Origin of the sequence: Rhodomicrobium sp. Az07 (assembly GCF_018619475.1) — a bacterium.
Classification (GTDB): domain Bacteria; phylum Pseudomonadota; class Alphaproteobacteria; order Rhizobiales; family Rhodomicrobiaceae; genus Rhodomicrobium.
Genome location: NZ_JAHFZG010000001.1, coordinates 277,631 through 291,301, shown reverse-complemented (window position 1 = coordinate 291,301; position 13,671 = coordinate 277,631). Strand labels below are relative to the sequence as shown.

Annotated in this window: 13 protein-coding genes; 7 read left to right on the top strand and 6 right to left on the bottom strand. The window is 63.5% G+C overall.

Annotated elements, in window-relative coordinates:
• Window positions 1–11: 11 nt before the first annotated feature.
• Window positions 12–233, top strand: coding sequence for a hypothetical protein (locus KKP04_RS01295; RefSeq protein WP_215025431.1), 222 nt, complete (start codon window positions 12–14; stop codon window positions 231–233).
• A 135-nt stretch (window positions 234–368) separates the two neighbouring features.
• A complete protein-coding gene (locus KKP04_RS01290; RefSeq protein ID WP_215025428.1) occupies window positions 369–746 on the top strand; it encodes a DUF2794 domain-containing protein in 378 nt (125 codons plus the stop codon).
• A gap of 64 nt (window positions 747–810) precedes the next feature.
• Here the strand turns inward: KKP04_RS01290 and KKP04_RS01285 are convergent, their stop codons facing one another.
• The 3 genes from KKP04_RS01285 to KKP04_RS01275 form a co-directional block, all read right to left on the bottom strand.
• Window positions 811–1,584 carry a Bax inhibitor-1/YccA family protein gene (locus tag KKP04_RS01285; RefSeq protein WP_215025425.1) on the bottom strand — a complete coding sequence of 258 codons (774 nt, stop codon included), beginning with the start codon at window positions 1,582–1,584 and terminating at the stop codon, window positions 811–813.
• Between the two features lie 127 nt (window positions 1,585–1,711).
• Window positions 1,712–4,273: an ABC transporter permease gene (locus KKP04_RS01280; protein WP_215025423.1), complete on the bottom strand. Its 2,562-nt coding sequence runs from the start codon at window positions 4,271–4,273 to the stop codon at window positions 1,712–1,714.
• Complete coding sequence (locus KKP04_RS01275) at window positions 4,270–5,013, bottom strand: ABC transporter ATP-binding protein (RefSeq protein ID WP_215025642.1); 744 nt, start codon at window positions 5,011–5,013, stop codon at window positions 4,270–4,272. Before KKP04_RS01275 ends, KKP04_RS01280 begins: the two co-directional genes overlap by 4 nt.
• On the opposite strand from KKP04_RS01275, the gene KKP04_RS01270 reads away from it, so the two are divergent.
• Complete coding sequence (locus tag KKP04_RS01270) at window positions 5,014–5,724, top strand: arylesterase (protein WP_215025418.1); 711 nt, start codon at window positions 5,014–5,016, stop codon at window positions 5,722–5,724.
• 96 nt (window positions 5,725–5,820) lie between these two features.
• On the opposite strand, the gene KKP04_RS01265 is transcribed toward KKP04_RS01270, so the two are convergent.
• Window positions 5,821–6,294, bottom strand: coding sequence for a hypothetical protein (locus tag KKP04_RS01265; protein ID WP_215025415.1), 474 nt, complete (start codon window positions 6,292–6,294; stop codon window positions 5,821–5,823).
• Between the two features lie 409 nt (window positions 6,295–6,703).
• Here KKP04_RS01265 and KKP04_RS01260 point away from each other — a divergent pair, with 409 nt between their 5' ends.
• Window positions 6,704–7,054 (top strand): hypothetical protein, encoded by a 351-nt coding sequence (locus KKP04_RS01260; protein WP_215025412.1) that lies wholly within the window; start codon window positions 6,704–6,706, stop codon window positions 7,052–7,054.
• Window positions 7,055–7,606: 552 nt separating this feature from the next.
• On the opposite strand, the gene KKP04_RS01255 is transcribed toward KKP04_RS01260, so the two are convergent.
• Complete coding sequence (locus KKP04_RS01255; protein ID WP_215025408.1) at window positions 7,607–9,163, bottom strand: aldehyde dehydrogenase family protein; 1,557 nt, start codon at window positions 9,161–9,163, stop codon at window positions 7,607–7,609.
• Window positions 9,164–9,292: 129 nt separating this feature from the next.
• Here KKP04_RS01255 and KKP04_RS01250 point away from each other — a divergent pair, with 129 nt between their 5' ends.
• A complete protein-coding gene (locus KKP04_RS01250; RefSeq protein ID WP_251133814.1) occupies window positions 9,293–10,831 on the top strand; it encodes a peptide ligase PGM1-related protein in 1,539 nt (512 codons plus the stop codon).
• A gap of 3 nt (window positions 10,832–10,834) precedes the next feature.
• Here KKP04_RS01250 and KKP04_RS01245 read toward each other — a convergent pair whose 3' ends face one another.
• Window positions 10,835–11,896, bottom strand: coding sequence for a hypothetical protein (locus tag KKP04_RS01245; protein ID WP_215025392.1), 1,062 nt, complete (start codon window positions 11,894–11,896; stop codon window positions 10,835–10,837).
• Window positions 11,897–12,156: 260 nt separating this feature from the next.
• Between KKP04_RS01245 and queF the strand changes: the two genes are divergently transcribed.
• Both queF and KKP04_RS01235 read left to right on the top strand, forming a co-directional pair.
• Window positions 12,157–12,618: a preQ(1) synthase gene (gene queF / locus KKP04_RS01240; RefSeq protein WP_215025389.1), complete on the top strand. Its 462-nt coding sequence runs from the start codon at window positions 12,157–12,159 to the stop codon at window positions 12,616–12,618.
• Window positions 12,593–13,648 (top strand): DUF1835 domain-containing protein, encoded by a 1,056-nt coding sequence (locus KKP04_RS01235; protein WP_215025386.1) that lies wholly within the window; start codon window positions 12,593–12,595, stop codon window positions 13,646–13,648. Before queF ends, KKP04_RS01235 begins: the two co-directional genes overlap by 26 nt.
• The last annotated feature ends 23 nt before the right edge of the window (window positions 13,649–13,671 follow it).

Below are 13,671 nucleotides of genomic sequence, written 5' to 3'. Positions count from 1 at the left end.
AAGGCGCCGTCATGAACATTTCGCCGCATGCGGAGACCGGCGAAATGAGCCAATTTTTTCCGAAAAGCATGCCTGCCGATGTGGCCGGGATGCGGCAGCCGTGTGGCGGCCGCATGGAAATAAGTGCTTTTATTGAACTGCGTTGCCGCCGCTTCGCGCTCGCCTTGCGGTCCGAGGGGCAGAGGCGATGCGTCATCGAAGCAGCGCGCGGGAGGCACTCCGGCGCCATTTGAGCTTGCGCCGCCGGAAGGAGAGGACAACAATAATCCTTCCTGGTCGCGGCGGCTTGACGGCGCGCCGATCCGGCTGGCATTTCCGACTCCCCCAAGGCGGGATCAGACGCCTGAACGCAAGTCCAAGGAGCGTCCATGGACGATACTCTGCCCAGTGCATACGGCCCGGCGAGCGGTGTGCATCCCTTCACGAAACCGCAGCCCGGCCTCCCCTCCGTCACAGCATTCAATCGCCACGAACTTGGCGCGATTTTTTCCGTCTACGGCGCGAAGGTGGCTGAAGGCGAATGGCGCGATTATTCCATCGATTTTCTCAAGGACCGCGCGGTGTTTTCCGTGTTCAGGCGGTCGGCTGAAATGCCGTTGTACCGCATCGAAAAAAACCCCCGGCTCACCAAGCGGCAGGGCGCTTACAGCGTCGTTGCGACGACAGGGCTCATTCTGAAGCGCGGCCACGACCTTGCCAAGGTGCTCCGTGTTCTCGACCGCAAGCTTCGCCTCGTTAAAAGCTGATCCGGTGATCGCGGGCAAAAAAAAGGCCCCTTGCGGGGCCTTTGGCTGCACTTGCGGAGAAACGCTATTCGCGACGGTCGCCGAAGAGCGACAACAGCGCGACGAAGATGTTGATGAAGTTGAGATAGAGGCTCAACGCGCCAAGAATGGCGGCACGGCCCAGCGTCTCTTCTCCACCCTGCGCCTGGGCGTAGTAGTTGTCCTTGAGCTGCTGCGTGTCATAAGCCGTAAGGCCCGTGAAGATCAGCACGGCAAGCACGGAGATCGCGAACTGCATCCCCGACGAGCCGAGGAACACGTTCACCACGCTCGCGATCACGAGTCCGATCACGCCCATGATGAGGAACGAGCCGAACTTTGTGAGATCCCTCTTCGTCGTGTAGCCCCAGAAGCTCACGGCTCCGAAGGTCGCGGCGGTAATGAAGAAGATGCGCGCGATCGAGTTACCGGTGTAGGCGATGAAGATGCTCGAAAGAGACAGGCCCATCAACGCCGCGAACAGCCAGAATACGCCCTGCGCGGTTGTGGAACTCATCCTGTTGATCGATGCCGCGAAAGCAAACACCACGAGCAGCGGCGCGAACATCACCAGCCACTTCACCCAGCTCTTGAAAATGACCTGACCGAGCGGCGTCAGAGCGGTGATCTGGCCGGCATCGTTGGTCACCACGGACAGGCTGTAGATCGTGTAGGCCATGATGCCCGTCACGACCAGACCGATACCCATGTAGTTGAAAACGCGGATCATGTACGCGCGCAGACCTTCGTCAATCGCGAAGGCGTCCGTGCGCGCACGAGCATTAACGTTATATGCTCGAGACGTGTCGTAGTCTGCCATTGTCCTCTTTGGTCCCTGACATTTTTCTCAAAAGGTCTGCGCAGAAGGTCTTCCAGGTTTAACCCCGGACGGCCTGGAACACGGCCTCTTCGTCAGGCGGCCTGCCCTGTCGTCGCCATCCAGACGTTCACTCGGAACGCAGATATTGCGCGGGTTTCGCTGAAAGAACCTTGAACGTCCCCAACGCACCCAGCGCAATGACGAATATGGTTTCAATTATCGATGGCTGCAATAGCGCCGATAGCGAGACAACAAAAGTTAATCCCATGACATATTTCACGATAACCCACGCTGCCAAAAGCCCAAGCGCGGCGGCGACGGCCGAAAGGCACACGGCGAGGATGAGGTATTCAAGGAGGTGCGCCGTTATGACGCGTCGCTTGCTCGCGCCCAGCGTGCGCAGCACAACCGCTTCGTAGATCCGCCGCCGCTGCGCCGTGAGCAGTGCGCCCGCGACAACCAGCGCGCCCATAATCAGCGTGACGCTTCCTGCCGCGCGCACCGCCGTCATGATCTTCTCGAATACGCCATTGAACGCGGCAAGCGCATCGCGCACGCGCACGGCGGAGACGGCGGGATAGGCGCCCGCGACGGCCTTCATGACCTCGGCTTCCGCCTTCACGTCAGGGGGCTGACCTTCGGGCCAGGAAAGCGTCGCCAGCCAGGTGAACGGCGCGGCCTTGAGTGCGTTCGGCGAGAAGATCATCACGAAGTTGATGTCGATCGAACCCCACTTCACCGTGCGGAAGTTGGCGATCTTCGCCTGCATGTTGCGGCCGAGGACATTGACCGTCACCGTGTCGCCGAGCGTGAGGCCGAGCGCCTTGCCTATTTCCGCCTCGAAGGAGACGAGCGCCTCTCCCGAATGGTCGGCGGGCCACCACTCGCCCTCCGTGATCTGCGAGCCGGACGGTACGACATCCGAATAGGTGATGCCGCGGTCGCCGTTCAGCACCCATTCCGCCGACGACGGAGCCTTGATCTGTTCCACCGGCACGCCCTTGAGCGCGACGAGCCGTCCGCGCAGCATGGGGGCGGTGACGATGCGCGCCTCGGGCGCCTTCTCTTCGAGCATGTCCGCGAACGCATAGAGGCTCGGCTTCGGTATGCCGATAAAGAAATAGCTCGGGGCGCTCTCCGGCAGCCGCGTCTTGAGTTCGTTCGTCAATGAGGCGTCGACGAGCGACACCGTCGTCAGCAGCGTCAGACCCGCGCCGAGCGACAGCGCGATGGTGCGCGCGAGGCTCGCCGGTCCGGCGATGTTCGCGAGCGCAAGCGCCACTTCAGGGCGCTTCGGTCTCGGAAGCCGCGCGGCAAACCGGCGGATGCCCGCGCCGATCGCCCAGAACAGCACGAAGACCGCGAACAGGGCGGCGGCCGTAACGGCGGCGATCTTCTGGTTCTGCGAAAGCGCGATGGCCGATGCGACAAGCAGCGCCACCGCGCCGAGCGAGGCATAGCGATAGGCGCGCGGCGGAAGCCAGCCCGCATCTTCGCTGCCATTGCGGAACAATTCGGCGGCCCGCACCTGTTGCGCGCGGCCGAGCGGCCAAAGGATGAAGGGCAGCGCCGTCAGCGCGCCGAACAGCGCCGCGAGCGCCAGCGCCCCCGGCTGGAACCCCGGCTCAAGGCTCACCGGCAGAAGGCCGCTCGCCAGCCCCGCGACGAGCCACGGCACCGCGAGTGCGATCCCGAAGCCGATCAGGATGCCAAGCGCGGCGAACAGCGCCATCTCGATGAAGAACACCTGAAAGATCGTGCGCTGCGGTGCGCCGAGCGCCTTGAATGTGGCGATGGTTCGCCGCCGCCGCTCGACGAAGGCCGACACCGCGTTCGCCACGCCGATGCCGCCGGTCAGCATCGCCGTCAGCCCGACGAGCGTCAGGAACTCGGCGAGCCGGTCGAGCGTGTTGCGGATGCCGGGCGTCGGGTCAGACGTGTCGCGCACGAGAAAGCCCGCCTCGGGAAATGTCGTGGACAGAGCGGCCTTGAACGTCGGTGGCGCGCCGCCATCGACCTTGATGCGATAGGCCCAGCGCACGAGCGCGCCCGGTTCGGCGATCCCTGTCTTTTTCAGCGCGTCGGCCGACATCAGGATGCGCGCGCCGAAGGCGGGCCCCGCCGCGAAACGGTCCGGCTCCTGTCCGAGCACGGCGACGACCGGGAACGATGCCTTGCCGAGTGTGATTTCCTCGCCGAGCTTGAGGCCCAGTTGGTCCAGAATGGTGCGATCCACGGCCACACCGCCGCGACGGACGGCATCGAGGTCGCCGCCTTCCTCCATCGTCACCGCGCCGTACAGCGGATAGACGCTGTCCACGGCCTTGAGGTCGACGAGCGCCTGCGCGTCCGCGTCGGGGCGCCGCGCCATCGCGCGCATGGTCGCCACCTCGCTCACGCGCCCGACGCTTTCGAGGAAAGCGCGCTCGTCCGTGTTCGCCTGCCTATGGATGAGCGTCGCCTCGACATCGCCGCCGAGCAGCAGCGTCGCGTCGCGCGCCAGCGCATCGCGGATCGCGCCCGAAAGCCCGTTGATCGCGCCGATGGCGCCCGTGCCGAGCGCGATGCAAATCAGGAAGATCCAGAAGCCCGCCACGCCGCCGCGAAGGTCGCGCAGCGCAAGACGAAGCGCGAGCGGCAGCGTCGGTCGATGCGAACGCAGTGCGTCCGTGTCAGTCGCGACCGTCATGCCGACGCCGTTTCGTGGATCGACGCCGCGATCCGCCCGTCATGCATGGCCACAACGCATTCGCAGCGTTTAGCAAGCGCCGTGTCATGCGTCACGAGCACCAGCGTCGTGCCGAGGCGGCGATGCAGCGAAAAGATCAGGTCCATGATCTGGCGCCCGGTCTCGCCGTCGAGATTGCCGGTCGGCTCGTCCGCGAACAGGATTTTCGGCTCCGCGACGAGCGCACGGGCCAGCGCCACGCGCTGCTGTTCGCCGCCGGAAAGCTGCCCCGGCACGTGATGAAAGCGCCCCGACAGCCCGACTTCGGAAAGCACCGCCTCCGCGCGCTCGAACGCGTCGGCGCGATTGAGAAATTCGAGCGGCAGAGCCACATTCTCGATGGCCGTCATGGTCGGGATCAGGTGGAAGGACTGGAATACGATGCCGATGGAGCGGCCCCGGATCGCGGCGAGCGCGTCCTCGCCAAGCGTGGTGAAATCCTCGCCCGCGATGACGACGCGGCCCGAGGTGGCCGCTTCGAGGCCGGTCATCACCATGAGCAGCGACGATTTGCCGGATCCGCTCGGCCCGACGAGCGCCACGGACTGGCCTTCCGGCACGGCGAGATCGATGCCGCGCAGGATATCGACGGCGCCCGCGCGGCTTTTCAGCGTGAGCGTCACGCCTTTCAGATCTATGACGGGTGCGGCGCGGCGAGGCGCGCCCGCATGCGGCGCTTCGGAAACCGAGGGGAATTGCAAATGAGACACCGTTTCGAGACTTCGTTGCCGCGCTTCATATGGATAGGATTGTTCGCAATTTCGACCGCGTGCGCCGCGATTTTTGTAACTGTTTGCACCGTCGCGCCGGTGCGCGCCGCCTCTCCCGAAAAGGAAATCGTGATCCTTGCGCTGGGCGACAGCCTGACGGCAGGCTTTCAGCTTCCGCCCGACAAGTCGTTTCCGGCGCAATTGCAGGCCGCACTTCGCGCGAAGGGTCACGCCGTGCGCGTGCTGAATGCGGGCGTCTCTGGCGACACGGCGGCCGACGGCGCGGCGCGGCTCGACTGGAGCATATCCGAGCCGGTCGACGTGGCTATTGTCGAATTCGGCGCGAACGACATGCTGCGCGGCCTCGATCCGAAGCAGACGGAAGCCTCGCTCGACGCGATCCTCAAGGCGCTCTCCGAAAAGCGCATCGAGTTTCTCGTCGCGGGCATGGAGCCGCTGCGCAATTGGGGCGAAGATTACGCCGCGCGCTTCCGCACGATGTGGCCGCGCCTCGCCGAAAAACACGATGCGATCCTCTATCCGTTCTTCCTGAAGGATGTGGCGACCGTCGCCGCGCTGAACCAACCGGACGGCCTGCATCCGACCGCCGAGGGCGTGGCGGTGATCGTGCGCAACATTCTGCCGGAAGTCGAAAAGCTGATCGCGCGGGCAAAGGAGCAACCCGGCAAGGCGCTGCGGTGACGGAAAGCCTCCGTAACGAAATGGTACGATTGCGCAAAGAGCGCGCAGTTAGCGCAGGCGCAGCACCTGCAAATCGCGACGATTGACTGGCAGCCTTCAGGCCGGGGAGGAACCGCGCGCAATACCGGCGAAAGCTCGGATCGGGTCCAAAGCAAATGCAGCCGCCCTTTTCAGGTGCGACGCCTTCGTTGCGACCAGACTTGCGCAATCGTGGCGAATGCAATCCGATACCGGCGACGCGAGGACAGTCACGCGCAGCCCGCTTGTTTCGGCCATGGCTTTCGTGAGGGCGCTTTCATCGGTGTCGCCGTAGCGCGCGTCTTTCGCCGCTGACACCCAATTCTCGACAAGGGCGCGGGAAGCTTTCGTTGGGTTTATGACGACGGTCCCGGATCGCGGCACGAGCATAAAGCGCCCGCGCAGCCTCTTTGCCGTCATCTTGAGCGCAATATCACAATCGATGTCGCCAAGGTGATCTAGCGATGACACAGCCAGCGCATCGACGTCGTTCAAGACGACAGTGCGCCCTTCGTGGCGGTCCATGAACTGACCGGCGATAGAAGCCTTCATCAGCGTGATGGATTCCCACCCACGTCTGTTGCTGGCGTCGACCTGAATGAAATCGTAAGCCGCGCCTTGTGCCTCAAGGCTTTTCCTGAATCGTTCGGCCCAGCCGGAATAGTCTAGCGTATACCACGAACAAATAATCATCCCAAATGCCCCACAAATGCCCGCGCCTATCTTGCTCTAGCGCGCCTCGATAAGCAACATCCGAAAGCGTCACAGTGAAAGGCAAAATCAAACGGCGCAGCCACATTAAGCTGGTCGATCCGGAGTCCGGCGTCAGGCTGATCGCGCGGGCAAAGGAGCAACGCTCCCGAACGCAATGATTCAATTTTAATCGCATTGCGATAATGGAAAAGCCCCGCACAGGCTTCGCGGAAAAGAGTGTCCTCCATCAATCTGGAGGATCGAATCGATGCGCGCCGCAGAAATCATTCCGTTTCATCGCAGCGTCTGGCCCTCGACCATCAATGTCAGCCCTGCCCCGGAGACGCAGGGCGCGAACATCACCATCTCGCGCAACGAGACCAGCGTTTCCATTGTCGCTAGCGAAGATGAAGCGGGCGCGCTGACGATCTCGACGCCGCGCGGCCCGGTTGAGGAGCAGGTCGATTGGCGCAACCTGAAGGACTACTCCTTCATCGAGGAAGTGACGACCGAACGCACCGCCATGGGGGAGGTCCGCAAGCTGCGCCTCACCAGGTTCGATGACGTGGTTATCGGTGCGGACGCGCGCGGCAACGTCTACATCGATTGGCGAGAATAGGGATGATTATCGCCTGTCTGGGCTGGGGGTCGTTGATATGGGGTCCGCGCGGATTGCCCATCCGGCGCCAGTGGTTCCAAGACGGACCATTCGTCCCGGTTGAATTCGTTCGCCAATCACAAGATGATAGGATCACCTTGGTGATCCACAAACAAGGTACGCCTGTTCGTGTGCTTTGGTCAGTAATGGATACACCGGAAATTAACGTTGCAAAGGGAGCTTTGCGGGAGCGAGAGGGAATTAAGAAGGAGAATGTCGATAAAGACGTTGGACTTTGGACAAGTGATACTTCATCCATATTCAATTTGCCTCAATGGGCGGCTGCGCGTGGCGTGGATGCAGTGATTTGGACTGCGCTTTCTCCGAAATTTGGAGGTGAGGACAAGACGCCGACCGTTGAAGAGGTTCTCGGCCACCTGCGAAAACTGGAAGGCGCCAAGCGGGACAACGCAGAACAGTATGTTCGGTTTGCACCGCGTCAGATCGATACCCCTTACCGACGCAGGATAGAGGCCGAGTTGGGTTGGACACCCGCAAGACACCTGAATTTCGTTACTTGCGACCCACATCGAACTTCACGCCCTGCGCGAGCGGCAGCGTCGAGCCATAGTTGATGGTGTTGGTCGCGCGGCGCATATACGCCTTCCACGAGTCGGAGCCAGCCTCGCGGCCGCCGCCCGTTTCCTTCTCGCCGCCGAACGCGCCGCCGATCTCCGCGCCGGACGGCCCGATATTGACGTTCGCGATACCGCAGTCCGAGCCGCGCGCCGAGAGAAACAGTTCCGCCTCGCGCAGATCGTTGGTGAAGATGGACGACGAAAGCCCCTGTGGCACCTCGTTGTTGAGGCGAATGGCTTCCTCAAGCTCGTTATAGCGGATCACATAGAGGATCGGCGCGAAGGTCTCCTTCAGCACCGGCCCCACCTGCTCGGGCATCTCGATCAGCGTCGGCTGCACATAGACGCCGCCTTCCGGCACGCCCGCGCGGATGCGCTCACCGCCGGTGAACAGGCTGCCGCCCGACGCCTTCGCCTCCTCGAACGCCTTGTACATCGCGGCATAGGCCGCCTCGTCGATCAGCGGACCGACGAGGGTGCCCTCTTCGAGCGGGTTGCCAACTTTCACGCTCGTGTAAGCCTGCTTCAGGCGCGGGACGAGCTTGTGATAGACCGAATTATGCACGAACAGCCGCCTGAGCGATGTGCAGCGTTGCCCCGCCGTGCCCATCGCGGCGAAGGCGACCGCGCGAAGGCTGAGGTCGATGTCGGCGGTCGGGCAGACGATGGCCGCGTTGTTGCCGCCGAGTTCGAGGATGGCGCGGGCGAAACGCGAGGCAAGCCGCGGCCCGACCGCGCGGCCCATCGCGGTGGAGCCGGTGGCGGAGACGAGCGGCACGAGGCGGTTATCGACCAGCGCTTCGCCGGCCTCGCGCGCGCCGATCACGACCGCCGAAAGCCCGTCCGGCGCGAGGTGGCCCGCCTGCCGGTATCGCGCCGCCGCCCGCTCGAACAGCGCCTGCGTGGCGAGCGCGGTCAGCGGCGTCTTCTCGGACGGCTTCCAAACGCAGGCATTGCCGCAGACGAGCGCGAGCGCCGCGTTCCACGCCCACACCGCCACGGGAAAGTTGAAAGCCGAGATGACGCCGACGACGCCCAGCGGATGCCACGTCTCCATCATGCGGTGATCGGCGCGTTCGCTCGCGATGGTGAGGCCGTAAAGCTGCCGCGACAGGCCCACCGCGAAGTCGCAGATGTCGATCATCTCCTGCACTTCGCCGAGCCCCTCGGACGCGATCTTCCCCGTCTCGATGGTGACGAGGCGGCCGAGCGCCGCCTTGTTGGCGCGCAGTTCCTCGCCGAACAGCCGCACGAGTTCGCCGCGCACGGGCGCCGGAACGCTGCGCCACGCGAGGAACGCCTCATGCGCCGCCTCGACCGCCGCATTCGTTTCGGCAGCACCGGCGAGCCGCACGCGCCCGATCGCCTCGCCCGTGATCGGCGTCTTCGCTTCGAATGCGCCGTCCGACAAGGTCTCGCTCGCAACGCCCAGATCCTGGAGCATCGCGCGCGCATCGCGGGGGAGAGAGCCGGTCTCGGGAACTGAAGTCATCGATTTTTCCTTAACGAGCTAGGAATGTGCCGCATCCGCTTCGCTTGTCGCCTGGCAGGAATGCCGGTACCTTTTCAATATAATATTGGAACGCTCGGTAAAGAGCGGAAGAAGCACGGGAAAACGCGCTTGAACGGGGCTGGTCCAGTGAATTTCGAGCCGGTCGAGCTGGCGAGATCGAAAGTCTTGCAGGATCATTTCCGCGAGACCTACGCGAAGATTTTCGCCGATCCGAATACGCCGCGCACCGTGGTTATTGTGCCGAGTATCACCTTCGACCGGGAAGTGATGGCGCGCATCGCTGGCGTTCATCATTACGAAGAGCGGCTTCTATGCCTGCTTCTGCTGCTGCGCTTTCCCCGCACCCGCGTGATCTACGTCACAAGCGAGCCCATCGCAACGCCCATCATCGATTATTACCTGCATCTTCTGCCGGGCATCCCGGCCCAGCATGCGCGAAAGCGGCTCGTGCTTCTCTCGTGCTACGACAGCTCCGACGCGCCGCTGTCGGCGAAAATCCTCGCGCGCCCACGCCTGATTGAGCGGATCAAGGCCGCGATCCCCGATCCGCACGCGGCACATGTGACCTTCTTCACCGTGACCCCGCTTGAAAAGAAGCTCGCGCTGAAGCTCGACCTGCCGATTTACGGCTCCGACCCCGAGGTTTCCTGCTGGGGCTCGAAGAGCGGTTCGCGCAAGATTTTCAGGGAAGCGGGCATCGCCATGCCCGCCGGGTTCGAAGACCTGAAGAACGCGGACGACATCGTGAATGCGCTCGTCACGCTGAAGGAGCAGAACCCGGAGCTGCGCCGCGCGGTGGTGAAACTGAACGACGGCTTTTCCGGCGAAGGCAACGCGGTGTTCTGCTTCAAGGACGCCCCCGAAACGGGCCTTCGCGAGTGGGTGCGTCAGCAGCTTCCGCACCTCGGCTTTCAATCGGCGGAAATGGCTTTCGATGCTTTTATGGAAAAATTCGAGCTGATGGGCGGTATCGTAGAGGAGTTCCTTGAGGGCAAGATCAAGCGCTCGCCTTCATCGCAATTCCGCGTCGATCCCGTGGGCATGCTTGAGACTATCTCGACGCACGATCAGGTGCTCGGCGGCGCGAATGAGCAGGTGTTTCTCGGCTGCAAATTCCCCGCCGACGAAAGCTATCGTCTCGACATTCAGGACTTGGGACGTCGCGCGGGCGAGGTGCTTGCGTCGAAAGGCGCGCTTGGCCGTTTCGCCATCGATTTCATGTCTGTGAAGGACGACGAGGCCGCGCCGTGGCGCCATTATGCCATCGAGATCAACCTGCGGAAGGGCGGCACCACGCACCCGTTCCTCATGTTGCAGTATCTCACGGCGGGCCGCTACGAGCACGAAACCGGCCTGTTCTACAGCGCGGCGGGCAAGCCTTGCTTTTATTACGCGTCGGACAATCTTCACGCGGACCATTACTGCGGGCTGACGCCGACGGACCTCATCGACATCGCCGCGACGCAGGGGCTGCATTTCGATGCCGCGAAGCAGGAGGGCGTCGTGTTCCATCTCATCGGCGCGCTGTCGGAGTTCGGCAAGCTTGGCGTGCTGGCCATCGGCGACACGCAGGAAAAGGCGTATCAGTCCTACATGCGCAGCGTGGCGATCCTCGATCAGGAGGGCACGCGGCATGATGGCGATTGAGATCTATTCCGCGCCGCCCGAGCTGCCGATATAACGCAGCGCGCCGGTTGAAAGCGCCCCGCCGACGACGCAGGGAATGCCCGCTGTTCCGACGCTCGCCACCGCGAGGCCGAGGCACCCCGCCGACACCGCTGCCTGCCCGACCGAGCCCCATGTGAGAAGATCGCGCGTCGAGCCGGGGCCCTTGCGCTTCAATTCGTCGAGCGCTGCCAGCGCGTCCTTGCCGAGCCGCGCCGTGTCCGCGAGTTCGGCCGCTTCGATCACTTCCGCGAGGATGGGCCTCACCTTTTTCGGTTGCCGCTCCTGCAAGTTCTTCAGCACGCGCAGAAGGTCCGCGTCGCGCGCCGCGTTCGACGCCAGCGTGAAGCGCGCCATGCTGCCGATGGTGAGCTTGTCCACGCTGTCGCGTTCCTTCGACCACGGCAGCAGCGTGACGATCTGCGCAATCGGTCCTTCGCGACCCGTGGCGAAATAGATGCCCCACAGCGTATCGATCAATTCGGCGTTGGATGCGAAGGTGATCGAGCGCTTCTTGTCTTCCTTTTCCTTGTCCTTGAAGAACATGTCGCCGTTGAAGAAGCTTTGCACCTTCTCCGCCGTACCGGGCTTGTAAGGTTCGAGCGCGATCTGGTTCAGCGTCGGCAAATCGCCCGACAGATAGCGTTCGGCCATGACGCGACGGTCCGGCAAGCGAGCCGCGAGCACGCTCATGTGATTGCGCCAGTCGGGGATCTGGGAATACGCAACGGCGCGGATCACGAGCCACTGGTCCTCGAAGGGCAGCGGCAGCGTTTTCTCGATGATGGCCTGCGCCTTTTTCGGGTTCGCGTTGAGCACCCCGGCGAGGAAACCGACGTAAAGCCCGGACGCATCCGGCTCCTTCAGCGCGCCGGACTGGCTCAGAAGGCGGATCACGGCGGGAACCGCCAACGGCTCGGGCTTCGCGCGATATTTCTTCATCCAGCGCTGACCGGCCTCCGGCCAATTCGCGTTTGCGGGCGGCGGAGCGGCGCTCGCGGGCATGAGAAACGCGAGGACGAGGAACGGAATGAGAATGCGGCGCATGAACTCTGTACTCGAAGGCGAACGCGATCGGCAGACGCTGGCGCTCGCAGGCGCAGACTCTCGATCGGGGGAGACTGAAGCGCAGCGGCATGGCCGTTTTGTGAAGCGACTATGGCACGGCGGCCACAAGCTCTACAGGCGACGGAGATGCGGTCCGCCGTGAACGCCGTTTGCGCGCCCGGTTTCAATGTGGCACCTGTCTGGCCTATCGCGCGTTTACGAGGCGCCTGGACCGCCGACCAAAAAGACGGAGTGCCCCCATGAACGATCCCACGGTTCACCTGACGCAACTCGGACAGCGCGCCGACCTGCCCGCATCGCCGGACGGGGCCGCGCTCGAAACCGTGCCGAACCCGCACGCCGGTTCGCTCTATGTCGTGCGCTTCACGGCGCCGGAATTCACCTCGCTTTGTCCTGTCACCGGTCAGCCGGATTTTGCGCATCTCGTGATCGATTACGTCCCGCGCGACGTGCTCGTCGAGTCGAAATCGCTGAAGCTTTATCTCGGAGCCTTCCGCAATCACGGCGCGTTCCACGAGGATTGCACCGTCGCCATCGGCAAGCGGCTCGACGAAACACTGAACCCGCACTGGCTCAGGATCGGCGGCTACTGGTATCCCAGAGGCGGCATGCCCATCGACGTGTTCTTTGCTGTTGGCGACCTGCCGCACGGCCTGTGGGTGCCCGATCAGGGCGTTGCGCCATACCGTGGGCGCGGCTAAAACTGCCGGTATGGGAGACCGGCTGATCATCACGAACGGCGACGAGGCGGTCGCGCGCATGCGAGAGGCGCGCATCGACGCGGAAATCCTGCCGTGGCGCGATATTCTGTATGAAGGGCCGGTTCCCGCGCTTCCGCTCGACGAGCTTTCCGACGTGCGCGCCCGTTTTCTCGCGCAACGCGGCTGGACATCGGAAGAGGAGCTTCGCGCGGCGTTTCGCGCTCGCGACGACGTGCTCCGCGGGCACGCGGATTATCGCGAAGTCGTGCTGTGGTTCGAACACGATCTTTACGATCAGTTGCAGCTCGTTCAGGTGCTCGATTTCCTGGCGGGCGAAGGGCGGCGCGAGGGCGTGTCCCTCATCCAGTCGGGACGCTACATCGGAACCGAGACGCCGCGCGGCCTGAAGCAGCATCTCCATCTTCAGGAGCGCGCAAACGACGCGCATTTCGCGCTCGCCCGGCTGGCGTGGAGCGCATTCTGTTCCCCTTCGCCGGAGCCCTGGGCGAACCTTCTCCGGTTCAGCACGCATGTTCTGCCGTTCCTGCGGCTTGCGATGCTGCGGCTGCTCGAAGAGCTGCCCGATCATCGTACCGGCCTTTCACGCACGGAAGCGACGATCCTCACGCTCATTCACGATGGCGTGCGGCATCCCGCAGACGTTTACGAGGCCTATCGCGAGAGCGAGGTGGCGATGTTCATGGGGGACTGGAGCTTTTATTGCGTGCTGGACGCGCTGGGCGATACCTCGGCACCATTCATCGCCGGGTTTAACGGCCGCGCCTTTTCACCGGGGCTGCCGGAGAACGCGCGAGACGCCTATCTGTCCTCGCGGCTTTCGCTGACTCATCTTGGCGTGTCGGTGCTTTCGGGCCATGCCGACGCCTTGCAGCATCGCCGCATGGACCGCGCTATCGGCGGCGTTCGCATCGCGTCGCCCGCGCCATGGCGATGGAACGGAAGTGCCCGGCGGCTGGTGCCGCCGGACTCGAGCGAGCCCGCTCTCCCGCGATCAGCCCCGAAAGGCTGACCGCAGCGTCCAAACGTATGCGC

Excerpts from the sequence above, each read along its gene's own strand:
- KKP04_RS01295 (WP_215025431.1), top strand. The coding sequence starts at position 12 with ATGAACATTTCGCCGCATGCGGAGACCGGCGAAATGAGCCAATTTTTT.
- KKP04_RS01290 (WP_215025428.1), top strand. The coding sequence starts at position 369 with ATGGACGATACTCTGCCCAGTGCATACGGCCCGGCGAGCGGTGTGCAT.
- KKP04_RS01285 (WP_215025425.1), bottom strand. The coding sequence starts at position 1,584 with ATGGCAGACTACGACACGTCTCGAGCATATAACGTTAATGCTCGTGCG.
- KKP04_RS01280 (WP_215025423.1), bottom strand. The coding sequence starts at position 4,273 with ATGACGGTCGCGACTGACACGGACGCACTGCGTTCGCATCGACCGACG.
- KKP04_RS01270 (WP_215025418.1), top strand. The coding sequence starts at position 5,014 with ATGAGACACCGTTTCGAGACTTCGTTGCCGCGCTTCATATGGATAGGA.
- KKP04_RS01265 (WP_215025415.1), bottom strand. The coding sequence starts at position 6,294 with ATGAAGGCTTCTATCGCCGGTCAGTTCATGGACCGCCACGAAGGGCGC.
- KKP04_RS01260 (WP_215025412.1), top strand. The coding sequence starts at position 6,704 with ATGCGCGCCGCAGAAATCATTCCGTTTCATCGCAGCGTCTGGCCCTCG.
- KKP04_RS01255 (WP_215025408.1), bottom strand. The coding sequence starts at position 9,163 with ATGACTTCAGTTCCCGAGACCGGCTCTCTCCCCCGCGATGCGCGCGCG.
- KKP04_RS01245 (WP_215025392.1), bottom strand. The coding sequence starts at position 11,896 with ATGCGCCGCATTCTCATTCCGTTCCTCGTCCTCGCGTTTCTCATGCCC.
- queF (WP_215025389.1), top strand. The coding sequence starts at position 12,157 with ATGAACGATCCCACGGTTCACCTGACGCAACTCGGACAGCGCGCCGAC.